This is a genomic window from Pseudomonas sp. MPDS (genome assembly GCF_013283895.1).
Lineage (GTDB): Bacteria > Pseudomonadota > Gammaproteobacteria > Pseudomonadales > Pseudomonadaceae > Aquipseudomonas > Aquipseudomonas rhizophila.
Map to the genome: position 1 here is coordinate 4,304,236 of NZ_CP054128.1, position 19,553 is coordinate 4,323,788.

Here is a 19,553-nt window from a genome sequence, read left to right on the forward strand (position 1 = left end):
TTAAAAAACTGAAGATGTTCAAGCACTTGCCTGTGAGAACAAAGCTTGCTCCCACAAGTCGGCGGTTACAGCAGCACCTCGTCAGCCCGGCCGCCCTCCTCCTGAATCACCAGATGGATGAAATGCAGCTTGGTAATCACCGCGGCGGGTACGACGAACGGGTAGAAATCCGGTTGGCCCATGCTGCGCGACAGTTCGTTGAGCATGCCGGCCAGTTCGATCCAGGCGTTGACGAACGAAAGAAAGGCCACGCCCCCCGTATGTTCAGGGTCGAACAAGGTCTCGGGCGGGAACGGCTGGTAGTCGAAATCCATTTCCCCGGCGCTCATGCCAAAACCCAGGGCCGTGTCCACCGCGTCCATCATATGCAGGTAATGCGCCCAGGTTTCCGCCCAGTCTTCCCAAGGATGCATGGTGGCGTAGGCGCTGACGTAGTGGGTTTGCCAGTCCAGCGGCGCGCCTTGCTGATAGTGACGTTCCAGGGCATCGCAATAGCTGGCCCGCTCGTCACCAAACTGCTCGCGAAATGCATCGAGCCAATGGCTGTTGGCGATCAACCGGTCCCAGTAGTAGTGCCCCACCTCATGACGAAAATGCCCGAGCAAAGTGCGATACGGCTCGCGCATCTGCTGGCGCACATGCTCGCGGTGGGCATCGTCGGCCTCTTTGATGTCGAGCGTGACCAACCCGCTGGCGTGGCCGGTGGTCGGAGGCGTGCCATCGAGGTCGACGCCGATGAAATCGAAGGCCAGCCCCTCACTTTCACTGACGGTTTTTGGGATGACAGGCAAACCGAGGGTGATCAATTGCGCCACCAGCCGCCGCTTGGCGGTTTCGACCTTGCACCAGCGTTCGGGGTTTTCCGGGATCGACAGGTCGGGAATGGTGCGGTTCAAGCTACAGGCGATGCACAAGGTGTCGTGCCCATTGGCCGGCAGCAGCCAATTGCAGGCCGCCGGCGTGTCGAGGTTGGCGCAACGGCGAAACAACCCGGCTTGTGGGTCGGCATCCAGGGTCCAGGTGCCAGGCTGCTCGCCGGGTTGCAGGGACGACAAGCGGCTTTGCTCAGGCTGATAGCCCAACACCGCCTGGCAGGCCAGGCACTGGCTGTTGCGAAAAAACAGCGACTGGCCGCAACGACACGGCCAGATTTTGCTGTTACGCGAGCGATCGCCCGTAAAGGGCGCGGCGATGCGTGAACTCAGTTGCTCGAAGAAGCGGTACATGGTGATCTCCGGGGGCCTGCAAGACTAGATCCCCTCCTGTGCGTGATCGTTCCCAGGAGCGTGCGAATCATCCGAAGATTGTGAGCATTGTGTAGGACGCTGCCGGGTCGGGCTACCCCGCCTTGCGCCATTGCCTACAACTGCGCCAGAATCCGCCGGCTTGTGCGCCTATGGGCCGGACTTTATCGTTTCCGGGTCGCTGACGAATCAGCGATCGGGTTTAGCGACCCGGATCATTCTAGGTGCATAAGCGGCCCATGCTTCGTTGCAGGTCTAACTGCAATGACGTTATGGCGGCTGTATGTGGGAGACCTTCGAGTCTGCCGGGTGCCTATGACCGGTTCGCTAACCTGCGTGCAGCCGCCACCATTTCTGTTTAGCGACAGGCCTTGGTGGCTCCATCCCATAGGAGCGTCACCATGTTCAAAGCAACCCCCAACCCACCGGACACCGATCCAACATCCCCGCACAAAACCGCCGCCGCTAAGAAACTCGACGAAGCCGCCGAGCGCGCCCTCGACTTCTACCTGAAGCCAAAACCGGAAACGCCGGAAGCTGATCCCGCACCCGCTCAGCTCTTCACCGTGATCAACGGCATCGACACCGAATGCCTGCTCGCCAACCTCAGTGAAACCCTGGCTTCGGCCGATGCCATGATCAGTGATCTGGCGTTCGAGCTGGAGGGTTCGCGGCGGCATGTGGCGCTGGGTATTCAGCAGTTGATCGAGCTGGGAGGGTTGCTGGCGAATCGGGCACTGGATAACGTCGACCCGCGCTAGCCGACTCGCCACATAACCCTGTGGCGAGGGGATTTATCCCCGCTGGGCCGCGCAGCGGCCCCAATCCTGTCGACTCAATCAGCCAGGCAGACCGAGATGGCAGATTTTAGGGCTGCTGCGCAGCCCAGCGGGGATAAATCCCCTCGCCACAATGGGTCCGAGTTTCCTGGCGACATGACTAAACCGTGATGCCGTGCTGACTCAAGAACGCCACAAACGCTTCTTCATCCAGCACCTTGAGCCCGAGCTCATTGGCCTTGGTCAGTTTCGACCCGGCCCCCGGCCCGGCGACGACGCAATGGGTTTTCGCCGACACGGAACCGGCCACCTTGGCCCCCAGGCTTTCCAGTTTGTCCTTGGCGACATCGCGACTCATCAATTCCAGCGATCCGGTCAGCACCCAGGTGTGCCCGGCTTCGGGCAAACCTTCGACGACTTTTTTCTCGCTCTGCCAGTGCATGCCGAAGGCCTGTAGTTGCTTCTCGGCGGCTTCGGCCTGTTGGCGGTTGGCGGCGATGGCGAAGAACTCGCGCACGGCGTTGGCCTGTTTTTCCGGCAGGGCCTGGCGCATGTCCAGCCAGTCGGCGTTCATCACCGCTTCGAGCGAGCCGAACTTGTCCGCCAGTTTCTGCGCCCCGCCCGGCCCGACCGAGGGAATGTTCAGCTTGTCCAGGAAACCGCCCAGGGTGGTGCTGGCGGAGAACTCCGCGCCCAGTTCGCCCTGGTCCTGGATATCCAGGCCATGGCGCAGCAAGCCCTCGATCACCTGGCGGTTGTGCGAGTCTTCGAAGAAGCTGTGGATCTCGTGGGCCACTTCCAGGCCGACGTCCGGCAAGTACGTGAGCACTTGCGGCAAGGCCGCCTGCACACGCTCCAGTGAACCGAGGGAGCGGGCCAGGACCTTGGCGGTTTCCTCGCCCACGTCCGGGATGCCGAGGGCGTAGATGAAGCGCGCCAGGCTCGGCTTCTTGCTGTCGACGATGGCCGCCAACAGGTTCTTGCTCGACAGTTCGGCGAAGCCTTCCAAGTCGACCACTTGCTCGAAGGTCAGGGCATACAGATCGGCAGGCGAGCCCACCAGCCCTTCGTCCACCAACTGCTCGACACTCTTCTCGCCCAGGCCTTCGATGTCCATGGCCCGGCGCGACACGAAATGAATGATTGCCTGCTTGAGCTGCGCACCACAGGCCAGACGACCAACGCAGCGGTACACCGCGCCTTCGCTGATGGTTTCACGACCCTTGCTGCGCTTGACCAGCTGCGTACGCTCCACATGGGAGCCACACACCGGGCACTGTTGCGGGATTTCAACGGGACGGGCGTTTTCCGGGCGACGCTCGGTGACCACTTGCACCACTTGCGGGATCACATCACCGGCGCGGCGGATAATCACCGTGTCGCCGATCATCAGGCCCAGGCGCGCCACTTCGTCCATGTTGTGCAGCGTGGCGTTGGCCACGGTCACACCGGCTACCTTGACCGGCTTGAGCCGCGCCACGGGTGTCACGGCGCCGGTGCGGCCGACCTGGAACTCGACGTCCAGCAGTTCGGTGAGTTCTTCGCTGGCCGGGAATTTATGGGCGATGGCCCAGCGCGGTTCCCGGGCGCGGAAACCCAGTTCGCGCTGAGAGGCGATGCTGTTGACCTTGAACACCACGCCGTCGATTTCGTAAGGCAGCGCGTTACGCCGCTCGCCGATGTCGTGGTAGTAATCCAAGCACTCGTCGATGCCGTGGGCCAGTTTCAATTCGCGGCTGATGGGCAGGCCCCAGGCCTTGAGCTGCTTGAGATTGCCGATGTGGGTGTCGGCAATATCGGCGGTTACCTGGCCGATGCCATAGCAGCAGAATTCCAGGGGACGGTTGGCGGTGATCTTCGAATCCAGCTGGCGCAGGCTGCCCGCGGCCGCGTTGCGCGGGTTGGCGAAGGTCTTGCCGCCCGCCTCCAGTTGCGTGGCGTTGAGACGCTCGAAGCCGGCCTTGGACATGTACACCTCGCCGCGCACTTCCAGCACCGGCGGCCAGCCACTGCCCTGCAACTTGAGGGGGATGTTGCGCACGGTGCGCACGTTGACGCTGATGTCTTCGCCGGTGGTGCCGTCGCCGCGCGTGGCGCCGCGCACCAGCAGGCCGTCCTGATACAGCAGGCTGACCGCCAGGCCGTCGAGCTTCGGCTCACAGCTGTACTCCACCGCCGCGCCACCGCCCAGCAAGTCGCCCATGGGCAGGTCGAGGCCTTCAGTCACCCGGCGGTCGAATTCACGCATGGTGGTTTCGTCGAAGGCATTACCCAGGCTGAGCATCGGGATTTCGTGGCGGACCTGGCTGAAGGCCGACAGTGCAACACTGCCGACACGCTGGGTCGGGGAGTCGCTGGTCACCAGCTCCGGATGCTGCTCTTCCAGGGCCTTGAGCTCATGGAACAGGCGGTCGTACTCGGCGTCCGGGATGCTCGGTTCGTCGAGGACGTGGTAGCGGTAGTTGTGCTGATCCAGCTCGGTACGCAACTGTTGGATGCGGGTTTGGACGGCAGTCATGGATGTTCTCTCATAAAGCAAAAGAGCAGCCTAGGCTGCTCAATTTTTTGAAATCATCGGCAGTCGGACCTGAGCCCGCCGAACATACAACCTGTGGCGAGGGGATTTATCCCCGCTGGGCTGCGAAGCAGTCCCAAAGCTAACGACTCAACTAGCTGATAAGGCCAAGGCGCCAGGATTTAGGGCTGCTGCGCAGCCCAGCGGGGATAAATCCCCTCGCCACAAAAGCCCTTCAGCCAAAAAAATTCTGCCGACTTTAGCGCTTCTGGGTCAGCGCCCGGCGTTCGAATTCGACGATGCGCTGGCGGTAGTGTTCGATGGTCTGGGCGGTCAGCACGCTGCGCTGGTCGTCCTTCAGCTCACCGTTGAGTTCCTGGGACAGCTTGCGCGCCGCGGCCACCATCACGTCAAAGGCCTGCTTGGGATGACGCGGGCCGGGCAGGCCGAGGAAGAAGCTCACCGCCGGGGTGCTGAAATGGTCGATGTCGTCCAGGTCGAACACGCCTGGCTTGACCGCGTTGGCCATGGAGAACAGCACCTCGCCGTTGCCGGCCATGCTTTCATGGCGGTGAAAAATGTCCATCTCGCCAAAACGCAGGCCGCTCTCCAGGATGTTCTGCAACAGCGCCGGGCCCTTGAAGCCGGCCGGGTCGCGGCAGATCACGCTGATCACCAGCACTTCCTCGGCCTGGGCCTGGTCCTTGTCGCCGCGCACGGGTTTGTTCTCGTCCGGGAAGTCGTCGTCGCGGCTGCTGAAGCTCGGGCCGCCGTCCAGGTCAAGATTGAGGTTCAGGTCGCCCTGGGACGGTTCGCTGTTGCGCTTGCCGCGCTTGGAACCCGTTTCCCGTGGCTCGCGCACTGGCGCGCTCATCGACGGCAGGTCATGCTCATCCAGTTGCGGCTCCTTATGGGTATCCAGCACCCGGGGCGGGCCCAACAGCTCGGCATTGCCATCGTCATCCGGCAGGTTCGACAGGCTGCGGTCGAGACGAAACTTGAGTTTCCCCTTGCCGCCGCGCATGCGGCGCCAGCCGTCGAAAAGAATACCGGCAATGACAATAATGCCGATGACGATCAGCCACTCGCGCAGACCGATTTCCATGTAATCCCGTGCCTCTATAAAAATGCTGAAAAATAAGGGGCTTAGCTATGTGCAAACCGCTTTAAAACGTGGCGCCAACTCTATGTTCTGAATGGCGTTTTGCCCACGCATACGAAAAATTGACATTAAACTAGCACGACCAAAGATAACTTTACACCGTCTGTCGCGTAGGCTTGCGCCATTCTGTGAATTGAACGACAAGCCCAAGGCTCAAAAAAATCCTACAGCATCCTAAATAGATGCCCTACAAGCAGTGTTTCACGCGTCCACCATCGCCATCGCCTCCTCCACATCCACGGCCACCAGACGCGAGCAACCCGGCTCATGCATGGTCACGCCCATCAACTGGTCGGCCATTTCCATGGCGATCTTGTTGTGGGTGATGTAGATGAACTGCACCGTTTCAGACATCTCTTTTACCAGCCGCGCATAACGCCCCACGTTGGCGTCGTCCAGCGGCGCGTCCACCTCATCGAGCATGCAGAACGGCGCCGGGTTCAATTTGAAAATGGCAAAAACCAGGGCCAATGCCGTCAGCGCTTTTTCACCCCCGGAGAGCAAATGGATGGTGCTGTTCTTCTTGCCCGGGGGACGCGCCATGATGGTCACCCCTGTATCGAGTAAATCTTCGCCCGTCAGTTCCAAGTAAGCGCTGCCGCCACCGAAAACTTTCGGGAAAAGTGCCTGCAAACCGCCGTTGATCTGATCAAAGGTATCCTTGAAGCGATTACGGGTTTCCTTGTCGATCTTGCGGATGACGTTTTCCAGGGTCTGCAACGCTTCCACCAGATCGTCGTTCTGGGCATCCAGATAGCGCTTGCGCTCGGACTGCTGCTGGTACTCGTCGATGGCCGCCAGGTTGATAGCGCCCAGACGCTGAATGCGCGCGGCGATGCGTTCCAGCTCTTCTTCGGCGTCTTTCTCGTTGGCCCCGGCCACCAACGTGGCGAGCACGCCGTCGAGGTCGTAGCCGTCTTCCAGCAATTGGTCCTGCAAGGCTTTGCGGCGCACCGTCAGGGCCTGCCATTCCATGCGTTGCTGTTCCATCTGGCTGCGGATCAGCTGGGATTGCTGTTCGGCCTGGCTACGACGCTTTTCGGCGTCGCGCAGTTCGCGGTCGGCATCTTCCAGGGCAATTTGCGCAGTCTTGAGTTCTTCATCAACGCTCATGCGCTTGTCGAGCAACTCTTCGAGTTTGAGGCGCAACTCTTCCAGCGGCGCTTCGCCCTCCTCCAGGTTCAGGCTCAATTGCTCGCGCTTTTCGGTCAGGCGTTCGGACTGCATTTCCAGCCGCTCCAACGCTTGGCGCGTGGAATCGTACTGGGCCTTGAGCGAGCCCAGGCGCACCGCCAACTGATGGGCGTGATCCTTATGCTGGCGGGCATCCTGGCGCACCCGGTCGAGGCGTTCGCGCAGACTGTCGCGCTGAGCCAGCAGCAACTCGCGCTGCTCGGTGTCCACGGCCATGGCATCGAGGGCTTCCTGCAGTTGCAGGCGCGCTTCACCGATCTGCTCATGCTCCAGCGCCCGCTGCTCGCCCAGCTCGGCGATTTCTTCCTCAAGGCGCGTGCGGCGCAAGGCCAGTTGTTCAACCTTGGCCTTGCCGGCGGACAACTGCGCCTTGAGCTCGCCCTGCTGGCGTGCTTCGTCCTGCAACAACCGACGCAAGTGTTCGCGACCATTCTCCTGCTGGCGCTGTTGCGCCCGCAGATTCTGTAATTCGGTTTCCAGGGCTTCGACGCTCGCTTCGCGTTCTTCACGCTCGGCGCTCAGGCGCTGGATTTCCTGGCCTCGGGCAAGCATGCCGCTCTCGGCTTCGCTGGCCCGGCGCACCCGCAGGAAATGCCGACCGACCCAATAGCCGTCCCGGCTGATCAGGCTTTCCCTGGCCGCCAGTTGTCCGCGCAGGGCCAAGGCCTGTTCAAGGCTGTCCACCGGTTTCACCTGCCCCAACCAGGGAGACAGGTCGACCTGGGCCTCGACTTTATCCAGCAAGCTGCCCGGCATCCGCACGCCATCGCCAGGCGGGCTGAGCAGGCGCAGATCGCCCTGAGTGAAGCCCGACAGATCGAAGCCTGCGAAGTCATCCACCAGCACCGCTTGCAGATCGGCGCCCAGCACGGTTTCCACCGCCAGTTCCCAACCGGCATCGACCTTCAGGCCTTCGGCCAGTCGCGGACGCTCGGCCAGATGCTGGTCGCGCAGCCATTCGGCAGCGCCGGTGCCGGGGTCCAGCGCCGCTTGCTGCAAGGCCTCCAGCGAAGCCAGACGGCCATTGAGGCGCTGCAATTCACCCTGGGCCTGCTGCTGATTCTGCAGGGCCAGTTGCAAGGCCTGGCGCAGTTGCTCGAGCCGCTCGACCTGGGCATCTTCGCTGGCTTGCAAGTCTTCAAGGGTGGCTTCGCTGGCAGCCAGTTGTTCGCTCAGATCGACAATCGCCGCGTCTTCAGGGTCCGCCGCGAGCAAGGCGCGCTCTTCGGCCAAACGGCGCTGACGCTCGGCCAGGCGTTCCATGCTGGCTTCCAGTTGCTGGATGCGCGACTGCTGGACTTCGGCCTGACGCCGCGGCTCGGCAGAGCTCAGGTTGAAACTGTCCCACTGCTCTTGCCAGCCATGCATGCTCAGCTCGGCTTCTTCCAGGGCGGCGGCAGCCTCTTCGGCGGCGGCGCTGGTGAGTTCCTGCTCGGGCGTGAGCCGGTCCAGTTCTTCGCCCAGGGTCAGCAGCAACGTGCGGTCGTGGCCCAGGTGGGATTCGGTTTCCAGGCGCGCGCGCTCGGCCTCTTTCAAATCATCCTGCAGCTGGCGCAGCCGTTGCTGACCGTGCTGGATGCTCTGTTCGACCCGGGCGATGTCGCCACCCACCGAATAGAAGCGCCCTTGCACCAGGTTGAAGCGTTCGGACAGGTCGTGGTGGCCGTCACGCAGGCGCTCGATGGCGGCGTCGGCATTGCGCTGCTCGGCCACCAGGGCTTCAAAGCTGACTTCCTGATTGCCAATGATCGCCTCGCGCTGGCCGACCTGCTCGTTCAGCGCCTGCCAGCGCAGGGCCGAAAGCTGGGCCTTGAGCTGACGTTCTTCGCCTTTGTATTCCTGATATTTCTTGGCGGCTTCGGCCTGGCGGTGCAAGCGCTCGAGCTGGCGTTCGAGCTCTTCGCGCAGGTCGGTCAGGCGGGCCAGGTTTTCGTGGGTGCGACGGATGCGGTTTTCGGTCTCGCGCCGCCGCTCCTTGTACTTGGAGATGCCGGCGGCTTCTTCGATGAAGTTGCGCAGGTCTTCGGGCTTGGCCTCGATCAGCTTGGAGATCATGCCCTGCTCGATGATCGAATAGCTGCGCGGGCCGAGGCCGGTGCCGAGGAAAATATCGGTGATATCGCGACGTCGGCACTTGGCGCCGTTGAGGAAATAACTGTTCTGGCTGTCGCGGGTCACTTTGCGGCGAATGGAGATTTCCGCGTAGGCCGCGTACTCGCCAATCAGGGTGCCGTCGGAATTGTCGAACACCAGCTCGATGCTCGCCTGGCTCACCGGTTTGCGACTGGTGGAGCCGTTGAAGATGACGTCGGTCATCGACTCGCCGCGCAGGTTCTTGGCCGAGCTCTCGCCCATCACCCAGCGTACGGCGTCGATGATGTTCGACTTGCCGCAACCGTTGGGCCCGACCACCGCCGCCATGTTACTGGGGAAGTTCACCGTGGTCGGGTCGACGAAGGATTTGAACCCCGCCAGTTTGATGCATTTGAGCCGCACGTTCAGGCCGCCGTCAGGGCAGAAACCACCAGATCGCAACTGCGCTGGGCATAAGCCGTCAGCACGATGCGGATCTGCGGCAAATCACGGGCCAGCACGGCGGTCAGCAAGCGCTGGAACAGGTCGAGGAATTCGCTCATCTCGGCCTTGCGTTGTTCCAGGGCCAGGAAGTAGGCGCGGCTCATGGCCGGTTGCAGGTTCTCGACGGTTTCCTGCAAGTACGGGTTGTTGGCGAAGGGATACGCGGCGCGCATCACGCTGAAACTTTCATCGACGAAGGTGCGGATGTCCTGGCGCGCGAAGGCGTCCTGAAGACGCTGCTGGATCTCGATGAACGGCGCCATGTCGGCCTGTTCCTGCCAGCCATGAGCCACGGCGTTGCCCAGCAGGATGTACAGCTCGCTCATCAGCGCACAGAGGCTGCGCACCTTGTGTTCGCTCAATTCGGTGACGTGTGCACCACGGCGAGGCAGGATCGCGATCAGATGCCGGCGCTCCAGTATCAGCAAAGCCTCACGGACCGAACCGCGACTCACGTTGAGCGCCAGCGTGACCTTCTGCTCCTGGATGCGCTCGCCCGGCTTCATTTCACCACGAATGATGCGCTCGGCCAGGTGATGGGCGATTTGCTCGGCGAGGCTGTCCGGGGCCTTGAACGTCATGGTTGTCCTTCAAACTCTTCGATTTGCACAAGCGGCGCAGTGTAGCGCACTCAATACGTCATGGCGCAGGGCCTGCAGCGGGTTTTTGGCACGATCCAAGCAAAAAAGTTTGAGCCCTCATCCTGAAACAGAATCTGTGGAAGAACCTGTGGGAGCCGAGCTTGCTCGCGATAGCGGTCTGTCAGCATGCATCCATACTGAATGTACCGCCGTCATCGCGAGCAAGCTCGGCTCCCACAGGGTTCTACAGTGTCTATAGACCGTTGTTCATCGACCAAGCGGATTTTCTTGACCTTTAAGTCAGAAAATCGTTGACCGCAAAGTCAGACCTGCTAAATTCAGCCCAAGTCGATACAACAATAATGAGTCTGCGAGGCCTTCCGTGATCCAGTTTTTACTCAACCAGGAACTCCGTAGCGAGCACGCCCTGGACCCGAACCTGACCGTGCTCAACTATTTGCGCGAACACCTCGGCAAATCCGGCACCAAAGAAGGCTGCGCCAGCGGCGACTGTGGTGCGTGCACCGTGGTGGTGGGCGAGTTGCAGACCGACGAGGACGGCCGTGAACGCATTCGTTATCGCAGCCTCAATTCGTGCCTGACCTTCGTCTCGTCCCTGCACGGCAAGCAGTTGATCAGCGTCGAAGACCTCAAGCACCAGGGCCAGTTGCACAGCGTCCAACAGGCGATGGTCGATTGCCACGGTTCGCAATGCGGCTTCTGCACACCGGGCTTCGTGATGTCCCTGTTCGCCCTGCAAAAGAACAGCGAACAGCCCGACGCCCATAAGGCCCACGAAGCCTTGGCCGGCAATCTGTGCCGCTGCACCGGCTACCGGCCGATTCTGGCGGCCGCCGAGCAGGTCTGCTGCGCCAGGCAAGCGGACCAGTTCGACGCCCGCGAAGCCGAGACCATCACTCGCCTCAAAGCCATCGCACCGACTGACACGGGTGAACTCAACAGCGGCGACAAACGCTGCCTGGTGCCGTTGACCGTGGCCGACCTGGCCGATCTTTATGACGCGTATCCCCAGGCGCGCCTGCTGGCCGGTGGCACGGACCTGGCCCTGGAGGTCACCCAGTTCCATCGCACCCTGCCGGTGATGATCTACGTGGGCAACGTCGCTGAGCTCAAGCGTATCGAGCGTTTCGCCGATCGCCTGGAGATTGGCGCCGCCACCGCACTCTCCGACTGCTACGAAGCCTTGCAGGCTGAATACCCGGACTTCGGCGAACTGCTGCAGCGCTTCGCTTCGTTGCAGATCCGCAACCAGGGCACCTTGGGCGGCAACATCGGCAACGCCTCGCCGATTGGCGACTCGCCGCCCTTGCTGATCGCCCTCGGCGCGCAGATCGTCTTGTGCAAGGGCCAGACCCGTCGCACCCTGGCGCTGGAAGACTATTTCATCGATTACCGGGTGACCGCCCGCCAGGAAAGCGAATTCATCGAGAAGATCATCGTGCCCCGGGCCAGCGCCGAGCAGGCGTTCCGCGCCTATAAGGTCTCCAAGCGCCTGGACGATGACATTTCCGCCGTATGCGCGGCGTTCAACCTGCGTATCGAGCATGGCGTGGTCCAGGACGCCCGGATGGCCTTCGGTGGCATGGCCGCGACGCCCAAGCGCGCCAAGCATTGTGAAGCCGCGTTGATCGGTGCCGCGTGGAACGACAACACCGTCGAACGTGCCTGCGCCGCACTGGCCGAGGACTTCACACCGCTGTCGGACTTCCGCGCCAGCAAGGAATACCGCCTGCTCAGCGCCCGCAACCTGCTGCGCAAATACTTCATCGAACTGCAAACGCCGCACATCGAGACTCGGGTGACCGCTTATGTCTAACCATCACGCCGTAGAGAAGACTCAAGCCGAGCTGGCCGAACTGTTCGCCCGCGACCTGACCACCGGCGTGGGCCGCAGCGTCAAGCATGACAGCGCCGCCAAGCATGTGTCCGGCGAAGCCCAGTACATCGATGATCGCCTGGAATTTCCGAACCAGTTGCACGTCTATGCCCGGCTGTCGGACCGCGCCCACGCCCGGATCTTGCGCATCGACACCGCGCCTTGCTACGCCTTCGAAGGCGTGCGCATCGCCATCACCCATGCAGACGTGCCCGGCCTCAAGGACATCGGCCCGCTGCTGCCCGGTGACCCGCTATTGGCCATCGATGACGTGCAGTTCGTCGGCCAACCGGTGCTGGCCGTTGCCGCCAGGGACCTGGAAACCGCGCGCAAGGCAGCGATGGCGGCCATCATCGAATACGAAGATCTGGAACCGGTGCTGGACGTGGTCGAGGCCCTGCGCAAGCGGCATTTCGTGCTGGATAGCCACACCCACCAGCGCGGAGATTCGGCGGCGGCACTGGCCAGCGCCGAACATCGCATCCAGGGCTCGCTGCACATTGGCGGCCAGGAACACTTTTACCTGGAAACCCAGATTTCCTCGGTGATGCCCACCGAAGACGGCGGCATGATCGTCTACTGCTCCACACAGAACCCCACCGAAGTGCAGAAACTGGTGGCCGAAGTGCTGGACATTTCGATGAACAAAGTCGTGGTGGACATGCGCCGCATGGGCGGCGGCTTTGGTGGCAAGGAAACCCAGGCCGCCAGCCCGGCGTGCCTGTGCGCGGTCATCGCCCACCTCACCGGCCAACCGACCAAGATGCGCCTGCCCCGGGTCGAAGACATGCTGATGACCGGCAAGCGCCACCCTTTCTACATCGAATACGACGTCGGCTTCGACAGCACCGGGCGCCTGCACGGTATTGCCCTGGAGCTGGCCGGCAACTGCGGTTGCTCGCCAGACCTGTCGGCCTCGATTGTCGACCGGGCGATGTTCCATGCCGACAACGCCTACTACCTGGGCGATGCAACCATCAACGGCCATCGTTGCAAGACCAATACCGCGTCGAACACCGCTTACCGTGGCTTCGGCGGGCCGCAAGGCATGGTCGCCATCGAAGAGGTGATGGACGCCATCGCCCGGCATCTGGGGCTGGATCCGCTGGCGGTGCGCAAGGCCAACTACTACGGCAAGACCGAGCGTAACGTCACCCACTACTACCAGACCGTCGAGCACAACATGCTCGAGGAGATGACCGCCGAACTCGAGCAAAGCAGCCAGTATGCCGAGCGCCGCGAAGCGATCCGCCGCTACAACGCCAATAGCCCGATCCTGAAAAAAGGCCTGGCGCTGACCCCGGTGAAATTTGGTATTTCCTTCACCGCCAGCTTCCTCAACCAGGCCGGGGCGCTGATTCATGTCTATACCGACGGCAGCATCCACCTGAACCATGGCGGCACGGAAATGGGCCAGGGCTTGAACACCAAAGTCGCGCAAGTGGTGGCCGAAGTGTTCCAGGTGGAAATGGACCGGGTACAGATCACCGCGACCAATACCGACAAGGTGCCGAACACCTCGCCCACCGCTGCCTCCAGCGGTGCCGACCTCAATGGCAAGGCTGCGCAGAATGCCGCCGAAACCATCAAGCAGCGCCTGGTGGAGTTCGCCGCGCGGCAGTACAAGGTCAGCGAAGAAGACGTGGCGTTCCACAACGGCCATGTGCGGGTGCGCGATCACATCCTGACGTTCGAGGCGCTGGTGCAGCAGGCGTATTTCGCCCAGGTCTCGCTGTCGAGCACCGGTTTCTACAAGACCCCGAAAATCTATTACGACCGCAGCCAGGCCCGGGGCCGGCCGTTCTACTACTACGCCTACGGCGCAGCGTGCGCCGAGGTAATCGTCGACACCCTGACCGGCGAATACAAGATGCTGCGCACCGACATCCTCCACGACGTCGGCGCCTCGCTGAACCCGGCCATCGACATCGGCCAGGTCGAGGGCGGTTTCATCCAGGGCATGGGCTGGCTGACCATGGAAGAGCTGGTATGGAACGACAAAGGCAAGCTACAGACCTGCGGCCCGGCCAGCTACAAGATTCCGGCGGTGGCCGACATGCCGCTGGATCTGCGGGTCAAGCTGGTGGAAAACCGCAAGAACCCGGAAGACACGGTGTTCCATTCCAAAGCCGTGGGCGAACCGCCGTTCATGCTCGGCATCGCCGCGTGGTGCGCCATCAAGGATGCCGTGGCGAGCCTGGGGGATTACCAGCACCAGCCGAAAATCGATGCACCGGCGACACCGGAGCGGGTGTTGTGGGGGTGTGAGCAGATGCGTGGGTTGCGGGTGGCGAAGGTTAAGGAAGCCGAGCCCGAAGCCATTTGATGATCGTTCCCACGCTCTGCGTGGGAATGCAACCCCCGACGCTCTGCGTCGAAGTTTGAAGAGCGGACGCGGAGCGTCCAAAGATGCATTCCCACGCAGAGCGTGGGAACGATCAGTTGAGGTGAAATATGTACAACTGGATCAGCGCCCTCGCCGACCTGCAAGATCGCGGTGAACCCTGCGTGCTGGTGACGATCATCGAAGAACTCGGCTCGACCCCACGCAATGCCGGTTCGAAGATGGTGATCAGCGCCAGCCAGACGTTCGACACCATCGGTGGCGGCCACCTGGAATACAAAGCCATGGAGATCGCCCGGCAGATGCTCGCCAGCGGCCAGCAAAGCACCCATCTGGAGCGCTTCAGCCTCGGCGCCAGCCTGGGCCAGTGCTGCGGCGGCGTGACCGTGTTGCTGTTCGAACCCATGGGCCAGGTCCAGGCGCAGATCGCCGTATTCGGCGCCGGCCACGTCGGCCGCGCCCTGGTGCCGCTGCTGGCGAGCCTGCCCTGCAAGGTGCGCTGGATCGACTCCCGGGAAGCGGAGTTTCCTGAACACCTGCCCCACGGCGTGCGCAAGATCGTCAGCGAAGAGCCGCTGGATGAAATCGACGAACTGCCCGCCGGCAGCTACTGCATCGTCATGACCCACAACCATCAGCTCGACCTGGAACTGAGCGCCGCGATCCTCAAGCGCAACGACTTCGCTTACTTCGGCCTTATCGGTTCGAAAACCAAACGGGTCAAGTTCGAACATCGCCTGCGCGAGCGCGGCTTCGACAGCAGCACCTTGCAGCGCATGCGCTGCCCGATGGGCATTGGCGACGTCAAAGGCAAGTTGCCTGTGGAAATCGCCATCTCCATCGCCGGTGAAATCATCGCCACCTATAACGCGGATTTCGGCCAGCACACCACGCGCGCCGAACCGATTGCCAAGCTGTTGCCGGCCTCGCGCCGCAGCCAGGCGAACCGTTGAACAATCGTTGAGAATTCCCATGCCCCTGACACGTAAAGCCTACCGCGCCGCCCTGCTCCACAGCCTCGCCGACCCTGCCGAAGTCGGCATTGAAGCGTCCTATGAATATTTTGAAGACGGCCTGCTGGTGGTGGAAAACGGCCAGATCAGCGCCATCGGCCACGCCAGCGAATTGCTGCCGACCCTGGCGGCCGACATCGAGATCACTCATTACCAGGACGCACTGATCACGCCCGGCTTCATCGACACCCACATCCACCTGCCGCAGACCGGCATGGTCGGGGCTTACGGCGAGCAATTGCTGGACTGGCTCAACACCTACACCTTCCCCTGCGAAAGTCAGTTCGCCGACAAGGCTCATGCCGACGCCGTCGCCGATATTTTCGTCAAGGAACTGCTGCGCAACGGCACCACCACCGCGCTGGTGTTTGGCAGTGTGCACCCGCAATCGGTGAACGCGTTTTTCGAGGTGGCCGAGAAACTCGACCTGCGGATGATCGCCGGCAAAGTGATGATGGATCGCAACGCCCCGGACTACCTGATCGACACCGCCGAATCCAGCTACACCCAAAGCAAAGCGCTGATCGAGCGCTGGCATGGCAAGGGCCGCCTGCATTACGCCGTGACCCCGCGTTTTGCGCCGACCAGCACGCCGGAACAACTGGCCCTGGCGGGTCAGTTGCTGGGGGAATATCCCGACCTGTACATGCAGACTCACATCAGTGAGAACCTGCAGGAAGTGCAATGGGTCAAGGAACTGTTCCCCGAGCGCAAAGGTTATCTGGACGTCTACGACCACTACCAACTGCTCGGCGAACGCTCGGTGTTCGCCCACGGCGTGCACCTGTGTGACGACGAATGCGCGCGCCTGGCCGAGACCGGTTCGGCCATCGCGTTCTGCCCGACCTCGAACTTTTTCCTCGGCAGCGGCCTGTTCAACCTGCCAATGGCCGAGAAGCACAAAGTGAACGTGGGGTTGGGTACGGATGTGGGGGGCGGCACCAGTTTTTCGCTGCTGCAAACCCTGAACGAAGCCTACAAGGTGATGCAGTTGCAGGGCGCCCGCCTGAGCCCGTTCAAGTCGCTGTACCTGGCCACGCTTGGCGGCGCCCGGGCCTTGCGCCTGGAAGACCGGATCGGGACCTTGCAGCAGGGCAGCGATGCGGACTTTCTGGTGTTGGACTACAACGCCACGCCGCTGTTGAGCTATCGCCTCAAGCAGGCCCGGGACATTGCCGAGAAGTTGTTTGTGTTGATGACACTGGGGGATGACCGGACGGTGGCGCAGACCTTTGCGGCGGGCCGGTTGGTGCATCAGCGCTAGATTTCTAGCGCCTGTCAGACTGCCAATCGCGAGCAGGCTCGCTCCCACAGTGGATTTGTGTCAATCACATAACCCTTGTGGGAGCGAGCCTGCTCGCGATGAAGGCAACTCGGTATGACTGATTCAACTCATCAAAGCTTGGCCGTCGACCGCCCTGGCTTCTTGCTCTGCAACAAATGCGAAAACACCGCATGCAAATCATCCGACGCGCTTTCTTCGTCGAGGTTGAGCTTGCTGTCGATGTGGTCCATGTGGTGCATCATCAGGTCCACCGCCAGGGTGGCATCGCGGGCCTCGATGGCGTCGATCAATTGGGTGTGTTCGTCGTAGGAACAGTGGGAGCGGTTGCCGCTTTCATACTGGGCGATGATCAGCGAGGTCTGCGACACCAGGCTGCGCTGGAAGCTGATCAGCGGGGCGTTCCTCGCCGCCTCGGCCAGCTTGAGGTGGAACTCGCCTGACAGGCGGATGCCGGCGCCACGGTCACCACGGGAAAAACTGTCGCGCTCGTCGCTGACCATCTGCCGCAGCTCGGCAAGCTGCTCGGCGGTGGCGTGCTGCACGGCCAGTTCGGTGATGGCCCGCTCCACCAGACGCCGGGCCATGAATACCTGGCGGGCCTCTTCAACACTCGGGCTGGCCACCACGGCGCCGCGATTGGGCCGCAACAGCACCACGCCTTCGTGGGCCAGGCGTGACAACGCGCGGCGAATGATGGTGCGACTGACCCCGAAAATCTCCCCCAACGCCTCTTCGCTCAACTTTGTACCGGGCGCCAGACGCTGTTCGAGGATGGCCTCGAAAATATGCGCATAGACAATATCGTCCTGGGTTCCGCTGCGGCCGGCTTTGCCTGCTCGCGGTTGTTTCTTGAGGGGCTGCAACTGTTCGTTCATGGGCACTCGAGTCGGAGAACTGCGGCGAATTGACCGTGACTGTAATACGCCTCAGCGGGTCGCTGACAAGTATCACGTAAATAATACGTCGATTGTACACAACCTCTGATGGCAACACGACTGTACGGCTGTTTACGGACGTGGCTGTATTGCAATTGGCAATGGAGTTGAGTTTAGGCTTAAACCCCGAATCTGTGGCCCCCGCCCTCCTGCAATTTACAACAAGGACCACCGCCCACCATGACCGAAGTCACGACCACGCCACTTCGTCCGTTGGCCGATACATCGCCATCGGCGATCGTCGCCGGTTTCATCGCCATGATGACCGGCTACACCAGTTCGCTGGTGTTGATGTTCCAGGCCGGACAGGCGGCAGGGCTGACCAGCGGGCAGATTTCTTCGTGGATCTGGGCGATTTCCATCGGCATGGCCGTGTGCTCCATTGGCCTGTCGTTGCGGTATCGCACACCGATCACCATCGCCTGGTCGACACCCGGCGCGGCGCTGCTGATCACCAGCCTGGGCGGGGTCAGTTATGGCGAGGCCATCGGCGCCTACATCACCTGCGCGGTGCTGGTGACGATCTGTGGCCTGACCGGCAGCTTCGAGCGCCTGGTCAAGCGCATTCCGGCCTCGCTGGCGGCGGCGTTGCTGGCGGGGATCCTGTTCAAGATCGGCAGCGAGATTTTCGTCGCCACCCAGCATCGAACCGGTCTGGTGCTGGGGATGTTTTTCACCTACCTGATCGTCAAGCGCCTGTCGCCGCGCTACGCAGTGCTGGCGGCGTTACTGATCGGTACAGCTCTGTCAGGCTTGATGGGGCTGCTGGACTTCAGCGGCTTTGCCCTGGAAGTCGCCACACCGGTATGGACCACGCCGCACTTCTCCCTGGCGGCCACCATCAGCATCGGCATTCCATTGTTCGTGGTGGCGATGACTTCGCAAAACATGCCTGGCATCGCGGTGCTGCGGGCCGACGGTTACAACGTACCGGCCTCGCCGCTGATCACCAGCACCGGCATCGCCTCGCTGCTGCTGGCGCCGTTCGGCTCCCACGGCATTAACCTGGCGGCCATCAGCGCGGCCATCTGCACTGGGCCCCACGCCCATGAGGATCGTAACAAACGCTACACGGCAGCAGTCTGGTGCGGGGTTTTCTATGGGCTTGCCGGGGTGTTCGGCGCGACACTGGCGGCGTTGTTCGCGGCGCTGCCCAAGGAGTTGGTACTGTCCATCGCGGCGCTGGCGCTGTTCGGCTCAATCATCAATGGCTTGAGCATCGCCATGAGCGAAGCCCGGGAACGGGAAGCGGCACTGATCACCTTCATGGTCACGGCATCGGGGTTGACGCTGTTTTCCATCGGCTCGGCGTTCTGGGGGATTGTGGCGGGGGTGTTGACCTTAGTGATCCTGAACTGGCGTAACGATTGATCGTGCCCACGCTCTGCGTGGGCATGCCACCCGTGACGCTCCGCGTCACTGGACGCGGAGCGTCCCTAGAGGCATTCCCACGAGGAGCGTGGGAACGATAACCCCAACCGACAGGCACAAAAAAACCGGCACCCAAACGGGCTGCCGGTTTCAGACCATCAAGCGACCGGATTGATCGGCTTTTCCGGGTACCAGACGTCCATCAGCGGGCTGACTTCAACGCTGGTCAGCTCAGGACGCGCCTTGAGCCAGGCTTCAACGGCCGCACGCTGCTCTTCGGACACCGAGCCACGCTTCTGCAGGCAAACCAGACCGTAGTCGTCGCCGCCAACATAGCCCAGGCCATTGGCTTCCATGGCTTCTTTCAGGAAAGCGTCGAGGAAAGCGTCAACGGCCTCATCGGCCAGATCTTCTTTGAAATCCAGGTTCAGTTCGAAACCCAGCTCTTGAAATTCATCCACGCACAGTTTTTTGCGCAGACGCTGGGAACGGTTAGTCGCCATTGGAACAATCCTCATAAGTAATAACGGCCGGCACTCTACCAGTTTGGTGCACTGTTTGCCCGCCTGATCGGGTGTGTGGGCCTACCGTCGGTAAAAAATAGCGCCCTGAAGGGCTCAGGCACGGCACAAGCCGTTGCACCTTGGGGCATAATG

The 19,553-nt window shown here is 61.8% G+C and carries 13 protein-coding genes; 6 read left to right on the plus strand and 7 right to left on the minus strand.

Translation table 11 applies throughout. The annotated features are described in order from the left end of the window. Positions 1 to 65: 65 nt before the first annotated feature. Positions 66 to 1,226 carry a putative zinc-binding metallopeptidase gene (locus HQ912_RS18930; protein ID WP_047227169.1) on the minus strand — a complete coding sequence of 387 codons (1,161 nt, stop codon included), beginning with the start codon at positions 1,224 to 1,226 and terminating at the stop codon, positions 66 to 68. A 419-nt stretch (positions 1,227 to 1,645) separates the two neighbouring features. On the opposite strand from HQ912_RS18930, the gene HQ912_RS18935 reads away from it, so the two are divergent. Beyond that, positions 1,646 to 2,005: a DUF6124 family protein gene (locus HQ912_RS18935; protein ID WP_160891993.1), complete on the plus strand. Its 360-nt coding sequence runs from the start codon at positions 1,646 to 1,648 to the stop codon at positions 2,003 to 2,005. Positions 2,006 to 2,183: 178 nt separating this feature from the next. Here the strand turns inward: HQ912_RS18935 and ligA are convergent, their stop codons facing one another. From ligA to HQ912_RS18955, 4 genes are all read right to left on the minus strand, one after another. Beyond that, positions 2,184 to 4,541 carry an NAD-dependent DNA ligase LigA gene (gene ligA, locus HQ912_RS18940; protein WP_173407153.1) on the minus strand — a complete coding sequence of 786 codons (2,358 nt, stop codon included), beginning with the start codon at positions 4,539 to 4,541 and terminating at the stop codon, positions 2,184 to 2,186. A 256-nt stretch (positions 4,542 to 4,797) separates the two neighbouring features. Continuing rightward, positions 4,798 to 5,643 (minus strand): cell division protein ZipA, encoded by an 846-nt coding sequence (gene zipA, locus HQ912_RS18945; RefSeq protein ID WP_047227166.1) that lies wholly within the window; start codon positions 5,641 to 5,643, stop codon positions 4,798 to 4,800. Between the two features lie 258 nt (positions 5,644 to 5,901). Then, entirely contained in the window at positions 5,902 to 9,390 is a 3,489-nt protein-coding gene (gene smc / locus HQ912_RS18950) for a chromosome segregation protein SMC (RefSeq protein ID WP_173407154.1), read from the minus strand. A 2-nt stretch (positions 9,391 to 9,392) separates the two neighbouring features. Next, on the minus strand, positions 9,393 to 10,052 hold the full coding sequence (locus tag HQ912_RS18955; protein WP_047227164.1) for a GntR family transcriptional regulator: 660 nt from the start codon (positions 10,050 to 10,052) through the stop codon (positions 9,393 to 9,395). Positions 10,053 to 10,434: 382 nt separating this feature from the next. On the opposite strand from HQ912_RS18955, the gene xdhA reads away from it, so the two are divergent. The 4 genes from xdhA (at position 10,435) to guaD (ending at position 16,570) form a co-directional block, all read left to right on the plus strand. Beyond that, positions 10,435 to 11,889, plus strand: a complete 1,455-nt coding sequence (gene xdhA / locus HQ912_RS18960; protein ID WP_173407155.1) for a xanthine dehydrogenase small subunit — start codon at positions 10,435 to 10,437, stop codon at positions 11,887 to 11,889. Then, positions 11,882 to 14,275, plus strand: a complete 2,394-nt coding sequence (gene xdhB / locus HQ912_RS18965; protein ID WP_173407156.1) for a xanthine dehydrogenase molybdopterin binding subunit — start codon at positions 11,882 to 11,884, stop codon at positions 14,273 to 14,275. The genes xdhA and xdhB overlap by 8 nt, the downstream gene beginning before the upstream one ends. 128 nt (positions 14,276 to 14,403) lie before the next feature. Next, positions 14,404 to 15,246: a xanthine dehydrogenase accessory protein XdhC gene (xdhC, locus tag HQ912_RS18970; protein WP_173407157.1), complete on the plus strand. Its 843-nt coding sequence runs from the start codon at positions 14,404 to 14,406 to the stop codon at positions 15,244 to 15,246. Between the two features lie 19 nt (positions 15,247 to 15,265). Next, the gene (gene guaD / locus HQ912_RS18975; protein WP_173407158.1) at positions 15,266 to 16,570 is read left to right on the plus strand and encodes a guanine deaminase; all 1,305 of its coding nucleotides are present in this window, start codon (positions 15,266 to 15,268) and stop codon (positions 16,568 to 16,570) included. 131 nt (positions 16,571 to 16,701) lie between these two features. Here guaD and HQ912_RS18980 read toward each other — a convergent pair whose 3' ends face one another. Continuing rightward, a complete protein-coding gene (locus HQ912_RS18980; protein ID WP_058545542.1) occupies positions 16,702 to 17,466 on the minus strand; it encodes a GntR family transcriptional regulator in 765 nt (254 codons plus the stop codon). A 240-nt stretch (positions 17,467 to 17,706) separates the two neighbouring features. Here HQ912_RS18980 and HQ912_RS18985 point away from each other — a divergent pair, with 240 nt between their 5' ends. Then, on the plus strand, positions 17,707 to 18,897 hold the full coding sequence (locus tag HQ912_RS18985) for a benzoate/H(+) symporter BenE family transporter (protein WP_173407159.1): 1,191 nt from the start codon (positions 17,707 to 17,709) through the stop codon (positions 18,895 to 18,897). A gap of 158 nt (positions 18,898 to 19,055) precedes the next feature. On the opposite strand, the gene HQ912_RS18990 is transcribed toward HQ912_RS18985, so the two are convergent. Beyond that, positions 19,056 to 19,400, minus strand: coding sequence for a YggL family protein (locus HQ912_RS18990; RefSeq protein ID WP_047227158.1), 345 nt, complete (start codon positions 19,398 to 19,400; stop codon positions 19,056 to 19,058). Positions 19,401 to 19,553 lie beyond the last annotated feature (153 nt).

Coding starts and splice junctions, on each gene's coding strand:
- HQ912_RS18930 (WP_047227169.1), bottom strand. CDS start 1,226: ATGTACCGCTTCTTCGAGCAACTGAGTTCACGCATCGCCGCGCCCTTT.
- HQ912_RS18935 (WP_160891993.1), top strand. CDS start 1,646: ATGTTCAAAGCAACCCCCAACCCACCGGACACCGATCCAACATCCCCG.
- ligA (WP_173407153.1), bottom strand. CDS start 4,541: ATGACTGCCGTCCAAACCCGCATCCAACAGTTGCGTACCGAGCTGGAT.
- zipA (WP_047227166.1), bottom strand. CDS start 5,643: ATGGAAATCGGTCTGCGCGAGTGGCTGATCGTCATCGGCATTATTGTC.
- HQ912_RS18955 (WP_047227164.1), bottom strand. CDS start 10,052: ATGACGTTCAAGGCCCCGGACAGCCTCGCCGAGCAAATCGCCCATCAC.
- xdhB (WP_173407156.1), top strand. CDS start 11,882: ATGTCTAACCATCACGCCGTAGAGAAGACTCAAGCCGAGCTGGCCGAA.
- xdhC (WP_173407157.1), top strand. CDS start 14,404: ATGTACAACTGGATCAGCGCCCTCGCCGACCTGCAAGATCGCGGTGAA.
- guaD (WP_173407158.1), top strand. CDS start 15,266: ATGCCCCTGACACGTAAAGCCTACCGCGCCGCCCTGCTCCACAGCCTC.
- HQ912_RS18980 (WP_058545542.1), bottom strand. CDS start 17,466: ATGAACGAACAGTTGCAGCCCCTCAAGAAACAACCGCGAGCAGGCAAA.
- HQ912_RS18985 (WP_173407159.1), top strand. CDS start 17,707: ATGACCGAAGTCACGACCACGCCACTTCGTCCGTTGGCCGATACATCG.
- HQ912_RS18990 (WP_047227158.1), bottom strand. CDS start 19,400: ATGGCGACTAACCGTTCCCAGCGTCTGCGCAAAAAACTGTGCGTGGAT.